Origin of the sequence: Kitasatospora sp. NPDC056138 (genome assembly GCF_042264695.1) — a bacterium.
In the GTDB taxonomy this organism is placed as follows: domain Bacteria; phylum Actinomycetota; class Actinomycetes; order Streptomycetales; family Streptomycetaceae; genus Kitasatospora.
On sequence record NZ_JBHJVK010000001.1, the window covers coordinates 150,647 to 172,245 of the forward strand.

At 73.8% G+C, this 21,599-nt stretch carries 13 protein-coding genes; 5 read left to right on the forward strand and 8 right to left on the reverse strand.

Features of this window, described 5'->3' with window-relative positions:
- Window positions 1–166 precede the first annotated feature (166 nt).
- Complete coding sequence (locus ACFC1R_RS00625; protein WP_375930477.1) at window positions 167–844, forward strand: hypothetical protein; 678 nt, start codon at window positions 167–169, stop codon at window positions 842–844.
- Between the two features lie 260 nt (window positions 845–1,104).
- On the opposite strand, the gene ACFC1R_RS00630 is transcribed toward ACFC1R_RS00625, so the two are convergent.
- Complete coding sequence (locus tag ACFC1R_RS00630) at window positions 1,105–2,547, reverse strand: DUF6350 family protein (RefSeq protein WP_375930480.1); 1,443 nt, start codon at window positions 2,545–2,547, stop codon at window positions 1,105–1,107.
- A gap of 175 nt (window positions 2,548–2,722) precedes the next feature.
- Between ACFC1R_RS00630 and ACFC1R_RS00635 the strand changes: the two genes are divergently transcribed.
- On the forward strand, window positions 2,723–4,462 hold the full coding sequence (locus tag ACFC1R_RS00635; protein WP_375930483.1) for a sigma factor-like helix-turn-helix DNA-binding protein: 1,740 nt from the start codon (window positions 2,723–2,725) through the stop codon (window positions 4,460–4,462).
- A gap of 199 nt (window positions 4,463–4,661) precedes the next feature.
- Here ACFC1R_RS00635 and sucD read toward each other — a convergent pair whose 3' ends face one another.
- The 5 genes from sucD to ACFC1R_RS00660 form a co-directional block, all read right to left on the reverse strand.
- Window positions 4,662–5,549, reverse strand: coding sequence for a succinate--CoA ligase subunit alpha (gene sucD / locus ACFC1R_RS00640; protein WP_375930486.1), 888 nt, complete (start codon window positions 5,547–5,549; stop codon window positions 4,662–4,664).
- Window positions 5,550–5,566: 17 nt separating this feature from the next.
- A complete protein-coding gene (sucC, locus tag ACFC1R_RS00645; protein ID WP_375930489.1) occupies window positions 5,567–6,742 on the reverse strand; it encodes an ADP-forming succinate--CoA ligase subunit beta in 1,176 nt (391 codons plus the stop codon).
- A gap of 499 nt (window positions 6,743–7,241) precedes the next feature.
- On the reverse strand, window positions 7,242–8,456 hold the full coding sequence (locus ACFC1R_RS00650; RefSeq protein ID WP_375930492.1) for a VWA domain-containing protein: 1,215 nt from the start codon (window positions 8,454–8,456) through the stop codon (window positions 7,242–7,244).
- 461 nt (window positions 8,457–8,917) lie between these two features.
- Window positions 8,918–11,614, reverse strand: a complete 2,697-nt coding sequence (locus tag ACFC1R_RS00655) for a DUF5682 family protein (RefSeq protein WP_375930495.1) — start codon at window positions 11,612–11,614, stop codon at window positions 8,918–8,920.
- Between the two features lie 31 nt (window positions 11,615–11,645).
- A complete protein-coding gene (locus tag ACFC1R_RS00660; RefSeq protein WP_375930498.1) occupies window positions 11,646–12,758 on the reverse strand; it encodes an AAA family ATPase in 1,113 nt (370 codons plus the stop codon).
- A 237-nt stretch (window positions 12,759–12,995) separates the two neighbouring features.
- On the opposite strand from ACFC1R_RS00660, the gene ACFC1R_RS00665 reads away from it, so the two are divergent.
- Both ACFC1R_RS00665 and ACFC1R_RS00670 read left to right on the forward strand, forming a co-directional pair.
- Complete coding sequence (locus ACFC1R_RS00665) at window positions 12,996–14,321, forward strand: SWIM zinc finger family protein (protein WP_375930501.1); 1,326 nt, start codon at window positions 12,996–12,998, stop codon at window positions 14,319–14,321.
- A gap of 421 nt (window positions 14,322–14,742) precedes the next feature.
- Complete coding sequence (locus ACFC1R_RS00670) at window positions 14,743–16,551, forward strand: DUF5691 domain-containing protein (protein ID WP_375930504.1); 1,809 nt, start codon at window positions 14,743–14,745, stop codon at window positions 16,549–16,551.
- A gap of 154 nt (window positions 16,552–16,705) precedes the next feature.
- On the opposite strand, the gene ACFC1R_RS00675 is transcribed toward ACFC1R_RS00670, so the two are convergent.
- Window positions 16,706–17,113, reverse strand: coding sequence for a cobalamin B12-binding domain-containing protein (locus ACFC1R_RS00675; protein ID WP_045301369.1), 408 nt, complete (start codon window positions 17,111–17,113; stop codon window positions 16,706–16,708).
- Between the two features lie 398 nt (window positions 17,114–17,511).
- On the opposite strand from ACFC1R_RS00675, the gene ACFC1R_RS00680 reads away from it, so the two are divergent.
- A complete protein-coding gene (locus ACFC1R_RS00680; protein WP_375930507.1) occupies window positions 17,512–18,312 on the forward strand; it encodes an esterase/lipase family protein in 801 nt (266 codons plus the stop codon).
- Between the two features lie 334 nt (window positions 18,313–18,646).
- Here ACFC1R_RS00680 and pcrA read toward each other — a convergent pair whose 3' ends face one another.
- Entirely contained in the window at window positions 18,647–21,322 is a 2,676-nt protein-coding gene (gene pcrA / locus ACFC1R_RS00685) for a DNA helicase PcrA (protein ID WP_375930510.1), read from the reverse strand.
- Between the last annotated feature and the right edge of the window lie 277 nt (window positions 21,323–21,599).

Below are 21,599 nucleotides of genomic sequence, written 5' to 3' on the forward strand. Positions count from 1 at the left end.
GACGCAGGTCGGCAGGGCGGCGTACGGCCCGCGGCGGGCTGCGGGATCATTGGTTGCGCGGCCCCGCACCGACCCGTGCCCGACGGCGCTTCGGCCCGCACCGATCGGGTACCGACAACCGCACCGATCGAACCGATCGAACCGACGAGAAGGAATGGCTGACCCGATGAGCAGCGGCGACGACACCGGCGAGCGCAACCCCTTCGCGCCCCCGCCGGCGGGTACCCCCGATCAGCCGTGGCAGCCGCGCACCCCGCAGCAGCCCCCGGCCGCACCCGAGGACGAGGACGAGCGCCCCGCCGTACCGCCGCCGCACCCGTGGAGCCCGCACTACCAGGGCCGCTGGTCCGCCCCTCAGCCGCCGCAGGCGCCGAAGTTCGACCCGAACGACCCGCTCCAGCGCCGCTCCAGGTACGCCCTCAGTGCGGGCATGGGGGCGCTGTTCTGCGTGGTCACCGGCATCGCCTACGTGGCCCTGCTGCTCGGTGCGCTCGCCCTGTACTGGGGCGTCAGCGCACTGCGGGCCCCCCGGCAGGCCGCTGCGGCCGCGGCCGAGGGGGCTGCCGGTGCCAATGGTGCAGCTGGTACCGGTGGTGCGGCTGGTATCGGTGGTGTGCCGCCGATCGGCCCGCAGCCGGTCCGACCGCAGACCCCGGCGGCGGTGGGCGGCCTGGTGACGGGGGGTGTCGCGGTGCTCTTCGTGCTCGGCTTCCTCGGCGTCAACCTGTACTACCACGACTACGTGACCTGTGTGAGCGACTCCCTCACGGCGGAGGCCCAGCAGGGCTGCAGCCCCCTCGGCCCGAAGATCCTGGTCGACCTCTACGACAGCGCCAACCAGTAGCGGGGGTGACCGGCCCTGTCGGCGGCCGGGCGGCGCGAGGGCGACGAGGGTGCCAGGAAGGCACTGGGAGCCGCCCGAACGTGCCCTGGGGCGGCGCCCGGTCGCTCGCACCCGGGGCCGTGCGTGGTCGATCGGGCCGCAGGTCTGCGGAGCACCACGGTGCTGCGGGGTCGTCCGCACGGGCAACTGACGGAGCAGCACCCCGGCCCTCCGGCCGGCGCCGAGGTGGCAGCAGGTCAGCGCCCCAGGTCCGCGCCCGGTCAGCGCCGGGGCGGCAGCAGGTCCGCGACCCGGGTCAGCGCGCCGTGGAGGGCCACGCGGGTCAGGGCGGCGCGGCGGTAGGCCAGGGTGGTGCACCGCTCCCACCGGCTCGGCCCGGAGCCACGGGTGAGCCACCAGCGGGTGACCAGCGCGCCGGGGAGCATGACCGCGGCCAGCCAGCCTGCGGCGGCCGGTCCGGCCAACCACGGGACCGGTCCGAGTTCGGACATCCGCCCGCCCGCGAGCGCACCACCCGCGAACCAGGCACAGAGCGCGGCTCCACCCCCGGCCAGCAGGGCACCACCGAGCGCGGCGAACACGGTGGCCACCGGGTGCCAGGGCCGGCCGCCGGCCGGCTCCGCCACCGGCTCGTCGTCGAGCTCGTCTCCCTCCTCCCTGGCCGTCCCGCCCGCCTTCGGAGTCCAGTCCCGGTTCTCGGCTGCCGCACGGCCGATCAGCACCGCCGGCACCACCCCCGCGAGCAGCGGCAGCGCGCACGCGGCCAGCCGCCACCCCGGCCCACCGCCGTCCGGCAGCAGGGCGAGGAGCGGGAAGTCCGGCAGCGGCCCGAGCCGGGTGCCGGTCGGCGCGACGATCGTGTCGGCGCCCACCGCGAAGCCTGGTCCGAGGGCGTACGAGGCGGCCCACAGCACCGCGTTGGGAAGCAGCAGCAGACAGGCGACGAGCAGGCCCACGTACCCGGCCACGCTCCCGTCGACGGTCCGGGCGGACCGTCCGGTCGCGCCGAGGCCGACCAGCAGCGCGGCGACCAGGACCAGTCCGCCCGCCGCCACGAGGCCGAAGCCACCGGCTGCGGCGGCCCTCCGGACCCCGGGTCCGCCGCCGGCCGGGACGGCCCAGTCCGGCAACCAGGTCCGCAGGCGTACGCCGCAGCGCACCAGCCACCGCGGCCACCACCGCCGCTCGGGGTGCGCCGCTTCGGCGGCCGTTCCACCCAGCAGCGCGGCGGCGGCCACTCCGGCGACCGCGACCAGGTCGAGCAGCGGGCGGGCCCGGAACGGCCCTTCGCCCGCGCACCCGGCCACCACGGCCGCCGCGACCCCCAGGTACCCGGCGCACACCACCAGCGGTGCGCGCCACCGGACCGGCTCGCGCCGTCCGACGCCCACTCCGGTCCGGTAGAGCAGCACCACGGTGAACAGGGTCGGCAGCAGCGGAGTGAGCGTCACCGGCGTGGTCCGGTCGCTGCCGGTCAGCGGCCCGCCGTGGCCGAGCAGCCAGAGCGCACAGACCAGCCGCCCCGCGCCGGAGGCCGTGTCGTCCGCGTACGGGGTGAAGACCCACAGCCCGAGCACGGGGACACCGATCGCGGCCAGGGTGAGCAGTCCCGCCCGCACACCGGCGAGCAGGTCGGCGAGGACCGGATGGGCACCCAATTCACCCGGCACGTCCAGAATCGGACGGCCCATCAGCTGCGTCATGGGCCTCATGGTCCCAACTCGACCCCTTTGCGCCCCGTCAAGCGGCAAAATCTCGCCGTGTCCCGGATTATTCTGTTATGTGCCAATTCATCACGCATGCCGGCGCCAGGTGATGCGGTTGACGACGACACCCACAACGGCACGCGAGCACCCGGAGGCAGCCACGCTCCTCCGGGTGCTGTCGCCGCGTGAGGCCCAGGTCCTGACCATGCTCGCCACCGGCACGGACCTCCAGGCGATCGCCGGGGAACTCGGCATCGCCCCCACCACGGCGCGCAGCCACCTGAACCGGGCGATGCGGAAGCTGGGCCTGCGCACCAGGGAGGAGGCCCTCGCGCTGGCCGCCGTGCTCGCTTCCCCCGTCCCCGTGTCTCCGGTCCCGCCGTCCCCAGGCGCGACGACAGCCGGCGCGACGACAGCCGAAACCGTGGCACCCGGTGCGGCGGCTCCCGAAGCCGTGGCACCCGATGCGGCGACGGCCGGGCCGGTGCAGCCCGAACCGGTGGCGTCCGGCTCGGCTGCCGCCGCGACGGGCCCTGCGTACGGGCCGGAGGAGGAGGGCCGGGAGGCCGACGCCCCGGAGGGGGAAGGCGCCGAAGGAGAAGGTCCGGAGGCAGGGGACGGCCCGAAGGACGGTCCGCGGGCACCGGAGGGTCCTTCGGCCGCCGAGCCCACCGCAACCGCCGGAGCCGCCGAAGCACTGAAGGACGCGAACGGCATCCTGTTCGACCCGATCGACGGCCTGCAGGCCCGCCCGCGCCTCGTCTTCGCCGACTTCGACGCGCTGTGCACCGTCGCGCACACCCGGCTGGTCCAGCAGACCTTCCTGCTCACCGGCTGCCGCCACCGCGCCGTACACGTCGTGCACCTGGCGCTCGGCGTCGCGGGACGCCGGTGGCGCGAGGTGTCACAGCTGCCGGATCCGGAGCGCTGGGTGCGCACGTACGCCTTCGAGACCGCGCTCTCCCCCTGGCGTCGGGGTGGCCCCCGGCGCACCCGGCGCCTCTGGCAGCTGCCGCGTCCTCGGATCAAGGTCCGTCCGGCCCGCGAGGACCAGTCGCCGCACCCCGACCAGGACCGGCTGACGGCCCGTGACCGGGCGCTGCTCAAGGCGCTCCGGCGGCTCTCCCGCCCGCAGCGCCGAGCGCTGGTGCTGCACGACTCGCTCGGGCTGCCCGCTCCCGAGGTCGCGGTGGAGGTGGAGTCGAGTACGGCGGCGGCCGAGGCCCGGGTACGCGCGGCCCGGGCGGCGCTGATCCGGTCCGTGCCCGCCCTGGTGGGGAGGGACGCGTCCGCACCGGGGTTCGGCGAACAGTTGGCCACCCTGCTGCACCAGGCGGCGGTGCACGGCTGCCCGGCGCCGCGTCACCCCTCGCCGCTGCGGCTGAAGGTGCAGGGCAGGCTGCGCAACGGTCTCCAGGCGGCCTCCGCCGGGCTGGTGGTCTCGGTCGTGGGCACGGCGATCGTGCTGGTGGGGAGCGGCTACAGCCCGTCGCGGCTGATGCAGCCGCCCGCTCCGGTGCCACCGCCGCTGTGCACGGGGCCCGGCAGCGGCAGCGCGGGACCGCTCCTCCCGGGCGGCGAGCCCGGTCTGCGCACCGTGTGGTGCGGCCCGACGCCGGGCCACCCGGTGCCGCTGGTCGCGCCGCCCCCGCTGCGGGTACGGCCGCCCAAGGTCCCGCCCGTGGGGCTGCAACCGCCGGGCCGCCCCTCACGCACCACGGCGGGAGCGGCGGGAGGCTCGGGAGGAACAGCGGGCAAGCAGAACCCGTCGAGCGCCGAGCAGGTGCAGCACCCGCAGTCCGCACTTCCGGTCCGCGTGCCGGCCAGGCAGTGCGGGCAACTGCGACTCTGCCCGTCGTCCGTTCCCTCCAACCTTCCCCTGCCGATCTGGCCCACCGCCTGGGAGCAGTGACCCCCGGAGCCGGCCGTCGGAACCGGCGACCGGATCCGGCAGCTGGTTCCGGGAGCCGGAACGGACCGCAGGAAAGGACCGCGGGGTAAGGACAGCGGGAGAAGACTGCGGGAACGCCAGAGGCGCCCCTGCCCGGTGGGCGGGGGCGCCTCTGTGCGTGCTCGGCTACGACTCAGCGGTCACCGCCGAGTCGCGCGGCTCACTTGGCGGCGAAGAGCTCGCGAGCCAGGCGGGCGGTCTCGGACGGCGTCTTGCCGACCTTGACACCGGCGGCCTCGAGGGCCTCCTTCTTGGCCTGGGCGGTGCCGGAGGAGCCGGAGACGATGGCGCCGGCGTGGCCCATGGTCTTGCCCTCGGGGGCGGTGAAGCCCGCGACGTAGCCGACGACCGGCTTGGTGACGTGCTCGGCGATGTAGGCCGCGGCACGCTCCTCGGCGTCGCCACCGATCTCACCGATCATGACGATGAGCTCGGTCTCCGGGTCCTCCTGGAACGCCTTGAGGGCGTCGATGTGGGTGGTGCCGATGACCGGGTCACCGCCGATGCCCACAGCGGAGGAGAAGCCGATGTCCCGCAGCTCGTACATGAGCTGGTAGGTCAGCGTGCCGGACTTGGAGACCAGGCCGATCTTGCCGGCCTTGGTGATGTCCGCCGGGATGATGCCCGCGTTGGACTGTCCGGGGGAGATCAGGCCGGGGCAGTTCGGGCCGATGATCTGGGTCTTGTTGCCCTTGGCACCGGCGTACGCCCAGAAGGCGGCCGAGTCGTGGACCGGCACACCCTCGGTGATGACGACCGCGAGGCCGATCTCGGCGTCGATCGCCTCGACGACGGCGTCCTTGGTGAACTTCGGCGGCACGAAGATGACGGTGACGTCGGCACCGGTCTTCTCGATGGCCTCGGCGACGGAGCCGAAGACGGGCACCTCGGTGCCGTCGACGTCAACCGTGGTGCCGGCCTTGCGCGGGTTCACGCCACCGACGATCTGGGTGCCCGAGGCGAGCATGCGGCGGGTGTGCTTCATACCCTCGGAGCCGGTCATGCCCTGGACGATGACCTTGCTGTCCTTGGTAAGGAAGATAGCCATGGTTTCTGTCCCCTTCCTTACTTGGCGTTCGCGAGCTCGGCGGCGCGGTCGGCCGCACCGTCCATGGTGTCCACCTGCTCGACCAGCGGGTGGTTGGCGTCGGTCAGGATCTTGCGACCCAGCTCGGCGTTGTTGCCGTCCAGGCGGACGACGAGCGGCTTGGTGACGGCCTCGCCCTTCTCCTCGAGGAGGGCCAGGGCCTGCACGATGCCGTTGGCGACCGCGTCACAGGCGGTGATGCCACCGAAGACGTTGACGAAGACCGACTTGACGTCGGCGTCGCCCAGGATGATCTCCAGGCCGTTCGCCATGACCTCGGCGGAGGCGCCGCCACCGATGTCGAGGAAGTTGGCGGGCTTGACGTTGCCGTGCTTCTCACCGGCGTAGGCGACGACGTCCAGGGTGCTCATGACGAGACCCGCGCCGTTGCCGATGATGCCGACCTCACCGTCGAGCTTGACGTAGTTGAGGCCCTTGGCCTTGGCAGCGGCCTCCAGCGGGTTGGCGGCGGCCTTGTCCTCGAGCGCCTCGTGCTCCGGCTGACGGAACTCGGCGTTCTCGTCCAGGGAGACCTTGCCGTCAAGCGCGATGATCTTGCCGTCGCCGGACTTGATCAGCGGGTTGACCTCGACGAGGAGGGCGTCCTCGGCGATGAAGACCTTCCACAGCTTCTGCAGGACGTCGGCGACCTGGTCGGCGACCTCGGCCGGGAACTTCGCGGCGGCGACGATCTCGGCGGCCTTCTCCGGGGTGCAGCCCTCGTTGGCGTCGACCGGGATCTTGGCGAGCGCGTCCGGGTTCTCCTCGGCGACGACCTCGATCTCCACGCCGCCCTCGACGCTGGCCATGGCCAGGAAGGTGCGGTTGGTGCGGTCCAGCAGGAACGAGACGTAGTACTCGTCCTTGATGTCCGCGGTCTGGGCCAGCATCACCTTGTGAACGGTGTGGCCCTTGATGTCCATACCGAGGATCGCCTCGGCCTTGGCGACGGCGTCCGCCGGGTCGGAGGCGAGCTTGACGCCACCGGCCTTGCCTCGGCCACCGACCTTCACCTGAGCCTTGACGACGGCGCGGCCGCCGAAGCGCTCCGCGATCGCGCGGGCAGCTTCGGGGGTCTCGATGACATCGCCGTCAAGCACGGGTACACCGTGCTTGGCGAAGAGGTCCCTCGCCTGGTACTCGAACAGGTCCACGTGTGTTCGTCCTTGTTCGTGGTCGCGGATTGTGTCTCTACGAGCGTGCCACGGCAGGATCTTCGCTGCGGGTCGTCGGGGCTGGGCAGGTACACAGATGTACGGCCTTGCGGCCTGCGGAGCCTCGGGCGCACCGTCAATCAACACGCGCGTCACGTCCGTCTGGCAGGTTATCCCCGTACGACGGTCGTGTTTCGCCCCGGGCCCGCTCCGGTTTGGTGAGAACCGTCACAACGGACGTATCCGAGCGTGTCGTGCGCCCAGCTCACACCGGGTGCGCCGACCGGGTGACGCCCCCTTCGGAGGTCGCACCTGCGAGTGAAAACCGGCACTGATTCCGTCACTACAACGGTCCGTTCCGCGGCTTCTCGCTCCACCGGCCCGCGGTCCTCCGGCCTCCGGCCCCGGCTCCTCGCCGAGCGGCCCCGGCGGCCGGTCCCTCGGCGGTCGGCGTTCGACCGTTCGGCCGAACGGCCTTCGCTGCCGCCGCTGCCCCGGCTCACTCCTTCCTGGGGATCGGCAGGGGCCGCTTCTCGATCGCGGCGGCCATGATCTCCGGGAAGACGTCCGGCGTGCAGGCGAAGGCCGGGGCGCCGAGCTCGGCCAGCGCGGCGGCGTGCGCGTGGTCGTACGCCGGGGCGCCCTCGTCCGAGAGCGCGAGCAGGGCGATGAACTGGACTCCCGCCGCCTTCATCGCGGCCACCCGCTTGAGCATCTCGTTGCGGATGCCGCCCTCGTACAGATCGCTGATCAGGACCACGATGGTCTCGGACGGACGGGTGATCTTCGACTGGCAGTAGGCGAGGGCGCGGTTGATGTCCGTACCGCCGCCGAGCTGGGTGGCGAACAGCACGTCCACCGGGTCGGTCAGCTGCTCCGTCAGGTCGACCACCGAGGTGTCGAAGACGACCAGCCTGGTGTCCAGGCTCTTCATCGAGGCGAGCACCGCACCGAACACCGCCGAGTGCACCACCGACGCGGCCATCGACCCCGACTGGTCGATGCAGAGGATGACGTCCTTCTTCACCGCCCGCTGGGCCCTGGCGTACCCGATCAGGCGCTCGGGGACCACCGTGCCCCGGCCGCCCGGACCGGCCTCGGGCAGGTAGTTCTTGAGGTTGGCGCGGATGGTGCGGTCCCAGTCGATGTCGCGGTGGCGCGGGCGGTTGACCCGGGCACTGCGGTCCAGGGCGCCGCCGAGCGTCGCCCTCGTCCGGTCCGCGAGGCGGCGCTCCAGCTCGGCCACCACCTTGCCGACCACCATCCGCGCCGTCTCCCGGGTGGTGGCGGGCAGGGCGTGCTTCAACGAGAGCAGCGTGCCGACCAGGTGCACGTCCGGCTCGACCGCCTCCAGCATCTCCGGCTCCAGCAGCAGCCGGTCGAGGCCGAGCCGGGTGATGGCGTCCTGCTGCATCAGCCGGACCACCGAGGTCGGGAAGTACTCCCGGATGTCCCCCAGCCAGCGCGCCACCTGCGGTGCCGACCCGCCGAGACCCGCGCTGCGGGAACCCTGCCGCCGGCCGGCGCCGGCCGGGTCGGCCGGTCCCCGGTAGAGCGCGGCGAGCGCACCGTCGATCGCGGTGTCCCGGCCGGTGAGCCGGCAGCCCGTGCCGTCCGACTCGCCGCCGAGGACGAGCCGCCAGCGGCGCAGCCGCTCTGCGGCCGGATCCGGGAGAGTGGTGCCGGAGGGGGCGGGGTCGGTGGCGGTGGGCATCTCGATCTCCTCGTCTGGGGAGCTCTCGGGTACGGGCGCGGGGGCTCTACGGGTGGTGCTCTGTGGGTGGTGCTCTGTGGGCTGGCGAGCTGTGAGTACCGCTCTGTGGGCCGGCGCTCTGGACGGTGACTGCGGGACGGCGCTCTGTCGCGGCGCTGGGGGCGGGCCCTGCGCCCGGGTTCTGTCGTGGCCTCACCTGTTGGGATTCACCGAGCCCGCAGGATTCGGCCGGTGCAGCATCAGCTTCCCCGACGGGACTGACAGGTGCGGCTCGCCGACGGCTCCCTGCGGACGGCGGACGGCGGACGGCGGACGGGCAGCTCCCGCAGGCTGCGGGCGCTGTCCGGCTCGTCGTCGTACGGTTCCTCCGCGCCCGTGAGGCCTTGCACGGCCGACCGGGCACGCGTGCACAACCAGGGCTCGGGGTCTCGGCCTCGGCGGGCTGGTGCGGTGACTTCCGGTCAGGACGCGCGGCGGTCGGTCTGACGGGGGATCCGGGGCTCGCCCGACTCCTGGCCGGGGACCGGGAGGCCGAGCAGCAGGGCGAGGGTGGGAAGTACGGCGTCGGCCCTGGTCCGGTCGATCAGGACGGTGGGAGCGGTCGTCGCGGGCGTGCGGGCACCGAGCGGACCGGCGGCGACGCGCTCGCCGACCGTCCGCCGGACACCGCTCTCCAGTTCGGAGAACGTCCGCCTGAGCAGCGGCAGTACGTCGATGAAGACCTCGCCGGGTACGCCGCTCAGCCACTCGTCGAGCAGCCCGAGCAGCCGGGTGTCGTGCAGCAGCAGCGCCCCGCCCCCGGAGAGGAATCCCTCGACCCAACCGGCCGCGTCCGCAGGGGCGTTGGCCATCGAGAGGACCAGGCCCATCCGGCGTCCGGCCTCCGCCGAGTCGAGCCGTCCGTCGTCCAGCAGCAACCGGACGGCCCGACCCCGCAGCAGGCCGGGCACTCCGGTGGCCGGGCCCGCCGAGGGCTCCCGGCGGGCGAGCGAGCGCAGCGTCCCGGCCCACCGCTCGGCAGGCGAGTCGGACTCGGTGGGCGAGGTGGACTCGGTGAGCACGGCAGGCGCGGCTGAAGGGGCGCCGTGCGAGCCCTGGTGTCCGGTTCCCGGCGCGACGGCCGACGCCTCGGGCTCCGCACCGCTCTCGGATTCGCCCTCCGGCGTCGCCCCCGACCGGCCCGGAGTACTGCCCGCCACCGCGCCGGGCCGCGCCGACTGCGGCGCAGGCGCCGCCGGTGCCAGGAGGCCGACGGCCGTGTGCACGGCGTCGAGGCGGCTGCGCATGGCGGTCGCGCCGTCCGCGTCGAGGCCGGTGCAGGCTGCCGGGAGACCGATGCAGATCCGGTCGGCGAGACCACGGGCGACGCCGTTCAGGGCGCTGCCGTCGGTGCCCCGGACGTCGCCGTAGCGCAGCGCCCGGACCAGTGCGGGGAGGGCGTCGGCGAGGTGCGCGACATCGGTGTCCAGTGCGGCCCGGTCGGCGAGGATCCGCATCACGGCGGGCAGTGCGGCGGGCAGCCCGGCGAGCAGGCAGTGCTCGGCGAGGCCGGTGAGTCCGGCGAGTTCGGTCGTGCCGACGGCACTCTCGACGGCCTTTCCGGTCGCGGCGTCCTCGACCGTCGTGCCCCACTGGGCGGCTTCGACGACGCGTACCGCGAACTCCGGCTCCCAGCGCAGTCGCCAGCTCTCCCGGAAGGTGCCGGTGGAGTTGACGGCGGATCGGCTGGGAGTGCCCCAGTCGAGGCCGAGCAGCCGCAGGCGGTGGAGGAGTTGGGAGCGAGCGGCGTCCAGCTCCTTGCGCAGGTCGAGGTCGAGCAGACGCTCCCCGGGCTCCGGCTTGAGCCGGAGGCTGCGCTGGAGCCGGGCGAGGTCACGCTGGAGCGGGACGGCGGGCGCCGCGTCGGGGACCTCACCGAGGGCGTCGCCGACCACCAGCCGGTCGTGCACCAGAGCGAGCGCGACGTCGGAGCCGTCGCACATGACGGACCGTACGGCGTCGAGCGTCTCGGTGAGCCCCGCGAGCGGACGGCCGCGCATCACGGCGAGCGTGTCGGCGAGGCGGACGGCCTCGATGACGTGGGCCGAGGAGACCGGGTGGTCCTCCGCCCTGAGCAGCTCGGCGACCTTGGTCATCCAGCGGACCACCGGCTCGGACCCGGCGGTGAAGAGGTGCTGGTACCAACCGGGCGAGTCGATCCCGGCACCGTAGCCGGTGTGCTGGGAGAGCCTGCGGTGGGTCCAGGGCACCCAGGTGATGTCGGTCTTCACCTTCTTGGGCAGGCCGGAGAGCAGGGCCCGGTCGTGGGCGACGGTCGGCATGGTCTGCAGGGCGGGGACGTGCCAGGCGCCGCAGACCACGGCGATCCGGGTGTGCCCGGCGCGGCGGGCGGCACGGATCTGCTGGCGCATGTGGGCCTCGCGCAGCTCGTCCCGACGGCCGACGGCCACGGCCGTGGCGGGACCCGGGCCGGCGGCGGCACCGTCGTCCGGGTCGGCGGCGGGGCGCGGCTCGCGCAGGGCGGTCATCGCCTCGGCGACGGCGGCGAAGGGGGCGAGGGCGTCGGCGCCGGGTACGCGGTGCTCGATCACGTCCTCCCACCAGCGCTCGGGGTCGTCGTGCCCGGCGGCCTCTGCGAGGGCGCCGATCGGGTCGCATGCGACCGGCTGCTCGCCCACCGGGCCGGCCTCGGAACCGGCCTCCGCACCGCCCTCCGTGCCTGCCGCCGGCCCGGCCTCGGATCCGGGCTTCGCCTCGGCTGCCCGCCCGTCCTCCGGATCGGTCGCCGTCGGTGCCGGGGAAGTGCCCCCCGGCACTCCCCCGGTGCCCTCCGCCAGGGCGAAGGTCTGGGCGGCGGGCAGATCGATGAACCTGACCGGGATCTCGTGCTCGATCGCGTGCCGGATGGCGACCCATTCGGGCGAGAAGGCCGCGAAGGGCCAGAACGCGGCCTTGGCCGGGTCGTCGACGGCGTGGGCGAGCAGGGCGACGGGCGGCACCATGTCCTTCTCACCCGCCAGCGTGATGATCTGATCGGCCTCGGGCGGGCCCTCGATCAGGACGGCGTCCGGCCGCAGCTGCTCCAGCGCGGCGGCCACCGCGCGGGCCGAGCCGGGCCCGTGGTGCCGTACGCCCAGCAGGGTGACGTCGGTGCTCATGGTGTCCTCCCCTCTCAACAAGTCCGGTGGATCAGCGGGAGTTCTCGCGGGCGGCGCGGTAGAAGTCCTTCCAGCCGTCGCGCTCGCGGATCACGCCCTCGACGTACTCGCGCCAGACCGCCTGGTCGGCGACCGGGTCGCGGACCACGGCCCCGGCGATGCCGGTGGTGACGTCGGCCGCGCGCAGCACGCCGTCGCCGAAGTGGGCGGCCAGGGCGAGGCCGTTGGTGACGACCGAGATCGCCTCGGCCGTGGAGAGGGTGCCGCTGGGTATCTTGACCTTGGTGCGGCCATCGGCGGTGATGCCGTCGCGCAGCTCACGGAAGACGGTGACGACCCGTCGGATCTCCTCGGCACCGCCGGGCAGCTCGGGCAGGTCGAGCGAGCGGCCGAGCTGGTTGACCCTGCGGGTGACGATGTCGACCTCCTCCTCCAGCGTGCCGGGCAGCGGGAGCACCACGGTGTTGAACCGGCGGCGGAGCGCGCTGGAGAGGTCGTTGACGCCGCGGTCGCGGTCGTTGGCGGTGGCGATCAGGTTGAAGCCGCGGACGGCCTGGACCTCGGTGCCGAGCTCGGGTACCGGCAGCGTCTTCTCGGACAGGATGGTGATCAGGCCGTCCTGGACGTCCGCCGGGATACGGGTCAGCTCCTCGACCCGGGCGATCATGCCGTCCGCCATCGCCCGCATCACCGGCGAGGGCACCAGGGCCTCGCGGCTCGGCCCCTGGGCCAGCAGCTGGGCGTAGTTCCACCCGTAGCGGACGGCCTCCTCCGGGGTGCCCGCGGTGCCCTGGACGAGCAGCGTGGAGTCGCCGCTGATCGCCGCGGCGAGGTGCTCGGAGACCCAGGTCTTCGCGGTGCCCGGGACACCGAGCAGCAGCAGCGCACGGTCGGTGGCCAGTGTCGTGACGGCGACCTCGACGACCCGGCGCGGGCCGATGTACTTGGGGGTGATCACGGTGCCGTCGGGCAGCTCGCCGCCCAGCAGGTACGTGGCGACGGCCCACGGCGAGAGCCGCCAGCGCTCCGGGCGCGGCCGGTCGTCCTGCTCGGCGAGGGCGGCCAGCTCGGCGGCGAAGGCGTCCTCGGCGTGCTGGCGCAGGACCTCGGCCGGGGCGGTGGATTCACTCGTAAGGGTGGTCATCAAAAGCTCCTCGGAGTCGGCCGCCGAACCCCTTCGCAAGGGCGCCCGGACGGTTTTGGATCAGTGGGGAGCATCGGCGCAGATGTCTTCTGACGTGCGAGAACGGGTGGGTCGTACGTACGTTCCCGGCTCACGGGAACAACCATGCACCCACCCACTGACAACGGACGCCGAGCCGATGACCGGACGTCAGTTCGCCGGGCCCGTCTGTCAGTGGCCCGTCCTAGCGTCGTCGGCATGGAGGAACGCTGGAGCACCGAACACGTCCTGTCCCTCGCGCCCGACCAGGCGTCGTGCAAGGCGGCCGGAAAGCTGTCGGCGCCCGCCCCCTGGTCGCAGACCGGCTGGGGGCAGGGCGCACTGTGGGGGCAGTGCAAGGGCAGCGGCAGTACGCCGTACCGGACGGTGGTCGAGCTGGCCACACCCGCGTACAAGTGCACCTGCCCCAGCCGGAAGTTCCCGTGCAAGCACGCGCTGGGGCTGCTGCTGCTCTGGAGCGGCAGCCCGGAGGCGGTCGCCGAGGGCGCCGAGCCGCCCGAGTGGGCCGCCGAGTGGCTGAACGGCCGTCAGCAGCGCAGCGAACAGGCGGTCCAGCGGCGGACGGCCAAGGCGGAGGCGGAGGCGGCCGACCCGGCAGCGGCCCGGCGCCGGGCCGACCGGCGGGCCGCCCGAGTCGCGGCCGGCGCGCAGGAGCTGCGGCTGAGACTGGCCGACCGGGTACGGCACGGGCTCGCCGACCACACCGCCGCCACCGGCGGCTGGGGCGAGGTCGCGGCCCGGATGGTCGACGCCCAGGCCCCTGGTCTGGCCTCCCGTGTCAGGGAGTTGGACGACACCCCGCAGCAGGGCCTGCTCGCCGAGTACGCGCTGCTGCACCTGCTGGCCGGCGCGTACGGCCGGGTCGGGCAGCTGCCCGACCCGCTCGCCGCGACCGTCCGGGCACGGGTCGGCTTCACCACCGAGACCGCCGAGCTGCTCGCCGGGCCGACCACGCGGGACCGCTGGCTGGTGCTCGGCGCCCGGGACACCTCGGACGAGCGGCTGACCACCCGCCGGCTCTGGCTGCGCGGCGCCAAGACCGGCCGCCCGGCCCTGCTGCTCGCCTTCGGCCGCCCCGGGCAGGCGCCCGACCTGGCCCTTCCCACCGGCCGGCTGCTGGAGGCCGAGCTGGCCTTCCACCCTGGCGTCCGACCACTGCGAGCCGTGCTCGGCACCCGGTACGGCGCGCCCGAGGCGGGCCCGGCCGAGGCGCCGGCCGGACTCTCGGTGACCGAGGCGGTCACCGAGTACGGCGCGGCGGTCGCGGACGATCCGTGGCTGGAGTCCTGGCCGACCACCCTGAGCGGCATCGTGCCCGTCCTCGGCTCCGACGGCTGGCAGCTGACGGACGGCCGGCACAGCGTCCCGGTCCGTCGCGGCAGTGTCCCGGAGTCCGCACTCTGGCGGCTGGCCGCGGTCTCGGCAGGCCACCCGATCACCCTCTTCGGCGAGTACGGGCACGCGGGCTTCGCCCCGGTCACCGCCTGGGGCCACGACCACCGGCCGACGGGGGTGGCCCAGTGACCTTCCGCCCGCCGTCGCCAACTGCCCACCGGAACAGCGCAGTCCGGGCCGACCTCGACGGCCTGCCCGGCGAGCCCGAAAGGCCGGTCAGGCTCGAACGGCTGCCCCGACCCGGCGGGCGCCCCCGACCCGACGGGCTCGACGGACTCCACCGGGCCATGCGGCGCCCGCTGTCGGCGCGCTCCGCCGTACGCGGCGCGAAGGAGCCGGCCGGGCCAACCGAACCGCCCGCCCGAGTTCGCCCACCCCGCGCGGCCCACGTCCCGATCCCGCCCGGCCCGATCCCGCCCGGCCCGATCCCGCCCGGCCCGATCCCGTCCGGCCCGAGGAGCGTGCGGGGCCCGCGCCACGTCCCCGATCCGGCCGGCAGCACACGCACAGCCGCGGACCGACCCGCCCGCCCGAGCAGAGGAGCAGACCAGTGACCGCTCTCACGACCGCCAGCGACAGCTGGGAAGAACTCCGGACCACCGCCATGCTCGGCACCGACCGCCGCCCGCTGCCCGAGCTGACCGGATCGCCCGCGCTCACCGGGGCCGCACGCTCCGTGGACCGCACCGACGCCGCCACCGCACTGCTGGAGCTGGCCGCACTGGAGACCGTCCGGCGCAGGGCAGGGGCGGTGGCCACCGAGGCCGACCCGCTGCCCGAACCGGCCGTGTCCGACCCGCGCCGCGAGCTGCCCGAGGCAGCGGCCCGGCGCCTCGCCGTCCTGGTCGGCGGCCGGAGCAGCGCGGGCATGGTCGCCAACCTCGGCGAGCTGCTGCCGCAGTGGCTCGCCACCGCCCGGGAGCACGGCTACCGGGCACCCGCCGCCCTCGTCCCCGCGCTGCTGGACGTGGCCCGGGCCCGCAGCGAGCTGCGGCCCGATGCGGTCGCGCTGGCCGGCCCGCTCGGCCGCTGGCTCGCCGGGCGGAACCCGGACTGGCGGTTCGTCACCCGCACCGCGGTGGAGCCGGGCAACGGAAACTGCGCAGGCCCGACCGGCTCGGGCAACACCGCCGGCTCAGGCCACACCACCGACCCGGGCAACACCGCCGGCTCAGGCCACACCACCGACCCGGGCAACACCACCGGCCGGGGCAGCACCGACGATCCGGGGGAACGGCTGTGGCAGGAGGGCCTGTTCGCCGAGCGGGTCACCCACCTCACCAGGCTCCGCCGCAGCGACCCGGCCGCCGCCCTCGACCTGCTGCGCTCCACCTGGTCCACCGAGCGCGCCGAGGACCGCCTGCTGTTCCTGGACGCCCTGCAGGAGGGCCTCTCGCCACACGACGAACCGTTCCTGGAGGCCGCGCTCTCGGACCGCAGCAAGAACGTCCGGGCCACGGCCGCCGAACTGCTCTCCACCCTGCCCCGGTCGGCACTCGCCGCCCGGATGGCGGAGCGCGCCCGCGTCGCCGTGCGCCTGGTCCGCCCGGCGGCCGGCACCGACTGCCTCCGGCTCGCCATCAGCCCCCCGGCCGAGTGCGACGCGGCGATGCAGCGGGACGGCATACCTCCCAAGTCGCCCACCGGGCGGGGCCAACGGGCCTGGTGGTTCGGCGAGATCATCGCGGCGGCCCCGCTCGACCTGTGGACCTCCGACGCCGGCCTCACCCCCGAGGAGCTGCTCCGGCTGCCCGTCGTCGACGCCGCCCCGGGCGGCACCGAGCCGGGCACCGAAGCGGGCGGCGCAGCGGACACCGGAACTGGCGCCAACGTCGCCGATGGAAGCAGCAACTACCCGACTCAGGTCGGCAGTTGGGCCGAGGACCTCCGCGAGGGGTGGGCACGGGCCGCCGTCCGCCAGCACCACGCCGACTGGGCGCGGGCCCTGCTCGGACCAGTTCCACAGCCAGGCCGGGCGGGTGGCGCGGCGGGTGCACCGGCCAAGCTGCTCGCCGTCCTGCCGACCGCCGAACGGGCCGCCTGGACGGCCGCGTTCATCGAGAGCCACGGTCTCGGCGAGGCGTTCCAGCTGTTGGGCGCCTGTGCCACCCCGTGGACGCCGCCGCTGAGCACCGCCGTGGTGGCGGCACTTGAGCACGCCGCCCGATCCGGGGCCTACCCGTGGAGCCACAGCGGGGTACTGGGCATGACCGAGCGCGCGCTCGCTCCCGAAACCGCCCCGGCCGTCGAGGCGTTGGCGTCCGGCACCGCCCCGGACAGCACCTGGGCCGACACCTTCAACCGGCTGGCCGCGACACTGCGTTTCCGGGAGGCGATGCTGGCCGAACTCACCGTATGACGTCCGAACCGCGGTCCGGACCAGCCCGGCTCACGACCCGCGGCGGCCCCGGAGACACCCGACCACGCACCACGCACCACGCACCACCACACCACGCACCGGGCACCGGGCACCGGGCACCACAACACCCGGTGCCCGATGGCTGCGGTCCGCCTCAGCCGGCGGCGCGCAGGTTGGCCTCGACCCAGGCCACCACGTCCCGGGTCGGGGTGCCCGGGGTGAAGATGTCGGCGACGCCGATCCGCTTGAGCTCGGCGATGTCGTCGTCCGGGATGATCCCGCCGCAGAAGACCTTGATGTCGGCGGCGTCCCGCTCCTTGAGCAGTTCGATGACCCGCGCGCACAGGGTCATGTGCGCGCCCGAGAGGATCGACAGCCCGATGCCGTCCGCGTCCTCCTGGATCGCGGTGTCCACGACCTGTTCCGGTGTCTGGTGCAGGCCGGTGTAGATGACCTCCATACCGGCGTCGCGCAGCGCCCGGGCGATGACCTTGGCACCGCGGTCGTGACCGTCCAGCCCCGGCTTGGCGACCACCACACGGATCGGCCCTGACACACCCATCACTGCCTCCTGGACCACGTCGTCCACCACACCGGCCGACACGGTCGGACGCGCGCGGTTAACCACCGATAACGAACCTGAGGGGAGGTTAGCGCCACCGGGGCCGGTTGGCTGTTTCGCCCGTCAAGAGGAGGGGAAAATCACAGCACCACCCACCCGTCCCCCCGTACATACCCGCTTCCGTGCGGTGCGTACCCACTGTTGTGCTCCGTCCACGCCCGGGTCGGCACCGCATGCGCCGCCGTGTGCACTGCGCGCGCCCGTATGTGCACTGCCCACGGCCGTCCGGGCACTGCAGACTCCCGGGCAGGCGCTGTCGCACCCGCCCGTGTGAGCACCGCCCGCCCCGGCGCCGACCGGCCCGTGGGCACCCGCGCAGCCCTGCCGGGGAGAGCCGAATGACCATCCCGTTCCAGCGGGCCGCCGACACCGTCCGTGGTGCGGGCGTGGAGGCCGCCGCCCTCGCCGGCCACCTGCTCCGCTATCCGACCGGCGTTCCGCCGGAGCGGCGGCCACGCCCCTGCCCCGGCCGCTACGCGGCGGCGCCCGCGCACCACGGACCGGTCCTGCTGCTGCACGGTTTCATCGACAACCGCGCGGTCTTCGCCCCGCTCCGCCGCGCCCTGGGCAGCCACGGCTGGACGCATCTGCACGCCCTCAACCACAGCCCGCTGACCAGGGACGTACGCGCCGCCGCCGTCCTGCTGGCCCGGCACGTCGAATGGGCCAGGCAGGCCCACGGCGGCGCTCCGGTCGCGCTGGTCGGTCACAGCCTCGGCGGACTGATCGCGAGGTACTACGTCCAACGCCTCGGCGGGGACGACCTGGTGGACACCCTGGTCACTCTGGCGACCCCGCACGAGGGGACGACCGCCGCCCTGCTCCCGACCCCGTTCCCGATCACCCGTCAACTGCGGCCCAACAGTGCGCTGATGTCCGAGCTGCGGCTGCCCGCCCCGGACTGCCGCACCCGATTCACCGCCATCCGGGGCGAGTTGGACGAGCTGATCCTGCCCGGCCCGCACGCCTGGCTGCGCCACCCGGACCTGGCCGCCGACAACCGGCTGATCGCGGGCACCGGGCACATCGGCCTGCCCTCGCACCCGCGCGCGGTCGAGTCCGTACGGCTCGCGCTGGAGGCGGGGGAACGGGGCGGCACCGGAGCCGAGGAGCCCCCGACCCGGCGTCACGCCTCCTGAGATGCGCGTTCTGTCCGCACTGTGCAGCAGGCACTACCGTCTCGGCTGCTCTCCCCCGGCCCCAGATCCACAGGTCCCAGTTCCACCGGTCTCCGATCCACCGGCCTCCGACCCGGCCTCCGACCTTTCGAGGCAGCCACGGCACACGGCAGCCATGACAGCCGATGGTCCCCGTTCCGGTTCCCGGGCCGCCGCCCGTGCCCGGGCACGCATCCGCGAGCGGGCCGCCACCCGGACCGTCACCGCGCCGGCCCTCACCGCACAGGCCGCAGAGGCCGCGGAGGCCCCACAGGCCGGGGGCCGGGCGAGCCGGCCCCCGGGGTGGATCAGGGTGTCAGAGCTTCTCCACCGGCGCGTACCGCAGCAGCAGTTGCTTGCGTCCGGCACCGCCGAAGTCGATCGTCGCCTGCGCCTTGTCGCCCAGCCCCGTGGTGGCCACCACCGTGCCGAGGCCGAAGCTGTCGTGGGTGACCCGGTCACCGACCGCCAGCGCGACCACCTCGCGCTCGACCACCCGCCGTGCCGACTGCCCCCAACCGGCCTTCGGACCAGCGGCCGTCCGCGAGGACGAGGACGAGGACGACGAACCGTAGGACGACGAACCGTACGACGACCGCGAGGACGAGGAGGACGACGACGGCCGGGAGGAGGACGAGAAGCCGCGCGAGGACGGCGCCGACGCCGCCCCCGTCCGCTTCCACTCCACCAGCGTCTCCGGGATCTCCTCCAGGAAGCGGGAGGCCGGGTTGTACGAGGGCTGGCCCCAGGCGCTGCGCAGCACCGAGCGGGTGAGGTAGAGGCGTCGGCGGGCGCGGGTCAGTCCGACGTACGCCAGCCGGCGCTCCTCCTCCAGCTCCTTGACCTGGTTGAGCGCGCGCATGTGCGGGAAGATCCCGTCCTCCATGCCGGTCAGGAAGACGACCGGGAACTCCAGGCCCTTGGCGGTGTGCAGGGTCATCATCGTGATGACGCCCGCGCCGTCCTCGTCGTCCGGGATCTGGTCGGAGTCGGCGACCAGGGCGACCCGCTCCAGGAAGTCGGCGAGCGAGCCGACCGGCGGTGCGCCCTCGTCGTCGGCGTCCGGCCGCTCGCCCGGGTCCTGCTCGTACTCGAGGGCGACGGAGGCCAGCTCCTGCAGGTTCTCCACCCGGGTCTCGTCCTGCGGGTCGGTGGACGCCTGGAGCTCGGCCAGGTAGCCGGTCTCCTCCAGGACCGCCTCCAGCACGGCGGCCGGGCCGGCGCCTGACTCGACGACCTGGCGCAGCCCGGCCATCAGCGTGTTGAACTTCTTCACCGCGTTGGCCGAGCGCGCGGCCATCCCGTACGCCTCGTCGACCCGCACCAGCGCCTGGGCGAAGCTGATCCGCTCGCGTGCGGCCAGTGCGTCGATCATGGCCTCGGCGCGGTCGCCGATGCCGCGCTTGGGCACGTTGAGGATCCGGCGCAGCGGCACGGTGTCCTCGGGGTTGGCCAGCACCCGCAGGTAGGCGAGGACGTCCCGGACCTCCTTGCGCTCGTAGAAGCGCACTCCGCCGACGACCTTGTAGGGCAGGCCGACCCGGATGAACACCTCTTCGAAAACGCGGGACTGGGCGTTGGTGCGGTAGAAGATCGCCACATCGCCCGGGCGGGCGTGGTCCGCATCCGTCAGCCGGTCGATCTCGTCGGCGATGAACTGGGCCTCGCCGTGCTCGTCGTCGGCGACGTAGCCGACGACCTTCTCGCCGTCCTCGCCGGCCGTCCACAGGTTCTTCTTGCGGCGGTTGGTGTTGCGCTCGATGACGGCGTTGGCCGCGGTGAGGATGGTCTGCGTGGAACGGTAGTTCTGCTCCAGCAGGATGGTGGTGGCGTTCGGGTAGTCCTCCTCGAACTGGAGGATGTTGCGGATCGTGGCGCCGCGGAAGGCGTAGATCGACTGGTCGGCGTCACCGACCACGCAGAGCTCGGCGGGCGGCACCTGGGCCAGGCGCCCGGCGGCCTCGTTGACCCAGTCGCCGTCCACGGTCCGCTTGGGGGCGGTGGCCACCGCGCCGCCGCTGAGCTCGCGGACCAGCATGTACTGGGCGTGGTTGGTGTCCTGGTACTCGTCGACCAGGATGTGCCGGAACCGGCGCCGGTAGTGCTCGGCGACGTCGGGGAACGCCTGCAGCAGGTTCACCGTGGTCATGATGATGTCGTCGAAGTCCAGCGCGTTGGCCTCGCGCAGGCGCCGCTGGTAGAGCGTGTACGCCTCGGCCAGCTTCCGCTCCGTCGGGTTGGCGGCCTGGCCGGCGTAGGTCTCCTCGTCGATCAGCTCGTTCTTCAGGTTGCTGATCTTCGAGGTGAAGGACTTCGGCGGGAACTGCTTCGGGTCCAGGTCCAGGTCGCGGCAGACCAGGGACATCAGCCGCTGTGAGTCGGCCGAGTCGTAGATGGAGAAGCTGGAGGTGAACCCCAGCAGCTTGGACTCCCGGCGCAGGATCCGCACACAGGCACTGTGGAAGGTGGAGACCCACATCGCGCGGGCGCGCGGGCCGACCAGCTGCTCGACGCGCTCGCGCATCTCGCCGGCCGCCTTGTTGGTGAAGGTGATCGCCAGGATCTCGCCCGGCTGCACCCCGCGCGCACCCAGCAGGTGGGCGATCCGGTGGGTCAGCACCCGGGTCTTGCCGGAGCCGGCGCCGGCCACGATCAGCAGCGGGGAGCCCGCGTGCAGCACGGCCTCGCGCTGCGGGTCGTTCATCCCCTCCAGCAGCTGCGCCGGGTCGACCACGGTCCGGGCGGCGCCGTTGCGGTGCCAGGCGTCACGCTCGGTGGCGGCTGCGTAGTCGGTCTGGAACAGCCCGTCGGGGAGCGCCTCCTCGTACGGGGCCTCGTCGTACGAGGCGCCCTCGTACGGCGCCTCGTCGTACGGCTCGTAGGGCTCGTACGGCTCATCGGTGCCGTGCGGCGGCTCGGCGGCGGTCGGCTTCGACCCGGCGGCAGGGGCCTCGAAACCGGGGAGCGGGAGGTCGTCAAAGAGGCTAGTCATGGCCCTTCGAGTCTATGACCCGGCGCCGACAACCCCGGGTGCGATCCCACCGCTCCGGGGCCCGACCGGTTCGCGACCAGTTCGACAGCGTTCTGATCAGGAGTTCTCAGCGGAACGGTCACTTCCGCAGAAGTCCGCTCAGCGCCGTGACTCTCGGCCCGGCGGGCCCCACCGGCCGACTAGCGTCCCGCTCCGAAGCCGGTCCGCAGCGGGTTCCCACCCGCACCAGGTCCCACCCGCACCAGGTACCGCCTGCACCGCCCGTGGCCCGGCTCGA

Bases quoted from the DNA above. Each gene is read 5' to 3' on its own strand.
- ACFC1R_RS00625 (WP_375930477.1), top strand. From the start codon at position 167: ATGAGCAGCGGCGACGACACCGGCGAGCGCAACCCCTTCGCGCCCCCG.
- ACFC1R_RS00630 (WP_375930480.1), bottom strand. From the start codon at position 2,547: ATGACGCAGCTGATGGGCCGTCCGATTCTGGACGTGCCGGGTGAATTG.
- sucD (WP_375930486.1), bottom strand. From the start codon at position 5,549: ATGGCTATCTTCCTTACCAAGGACAGCAAGGTCATCGTCCAGGGCATG.
- ACFC1R_RS00650 (WP_375930492.1), bottom strand. From the start codon at position 8,456: ATGCCCACCGCCACCGACCCCGCCCCCTCCGGCACCACTCTCCCGGAT.
- ACFC1R_RS00655 (WP_375930495.1), bottom strand. From the start codon at position 11,614: ATGAGCACCGACGTCACCCTGCTGGGCGTACGGCACCACGGGCCCGGC.
- ACFC1R_RS00660 (WP_375930498.1), bottom strand. From the start codon at position 12,758: ATGACCACCCTTACGAGTGAATCCACCGCCCCGGCCGAGGTCCTGCGC.
- ACFC1R_RS00665 (WP_375930501.1), top strand. From the start codon at position 12,996: ATGGAGGAACGCTGGAGCACCGAACACGTCCTGTCCCTCGCGCCCGAC.
- ACFC1R_RS00675 (WP_045301369.1), bottom strand. From the start codon at position 17,113: ATGGGTGTGTCAGGGCCGATCCGTGTGGTGGTCGCCAAGCCGGGGCTG.
- ACFC1R_RS00680 (WP_375930507.1), top strand. From the start codon at position 17,512: ATGACCATCCCGTTCCAGCGGGCCGCCGACACCGTCCGTGGTGCGGGC.
- pcrA (WP_375930510.1), bottom strand. From the start codon at position 21,322: ATGACTAGCCTCTTTGACGACCTCCCGCTCCCCGGTTTCGAGGCCCCT.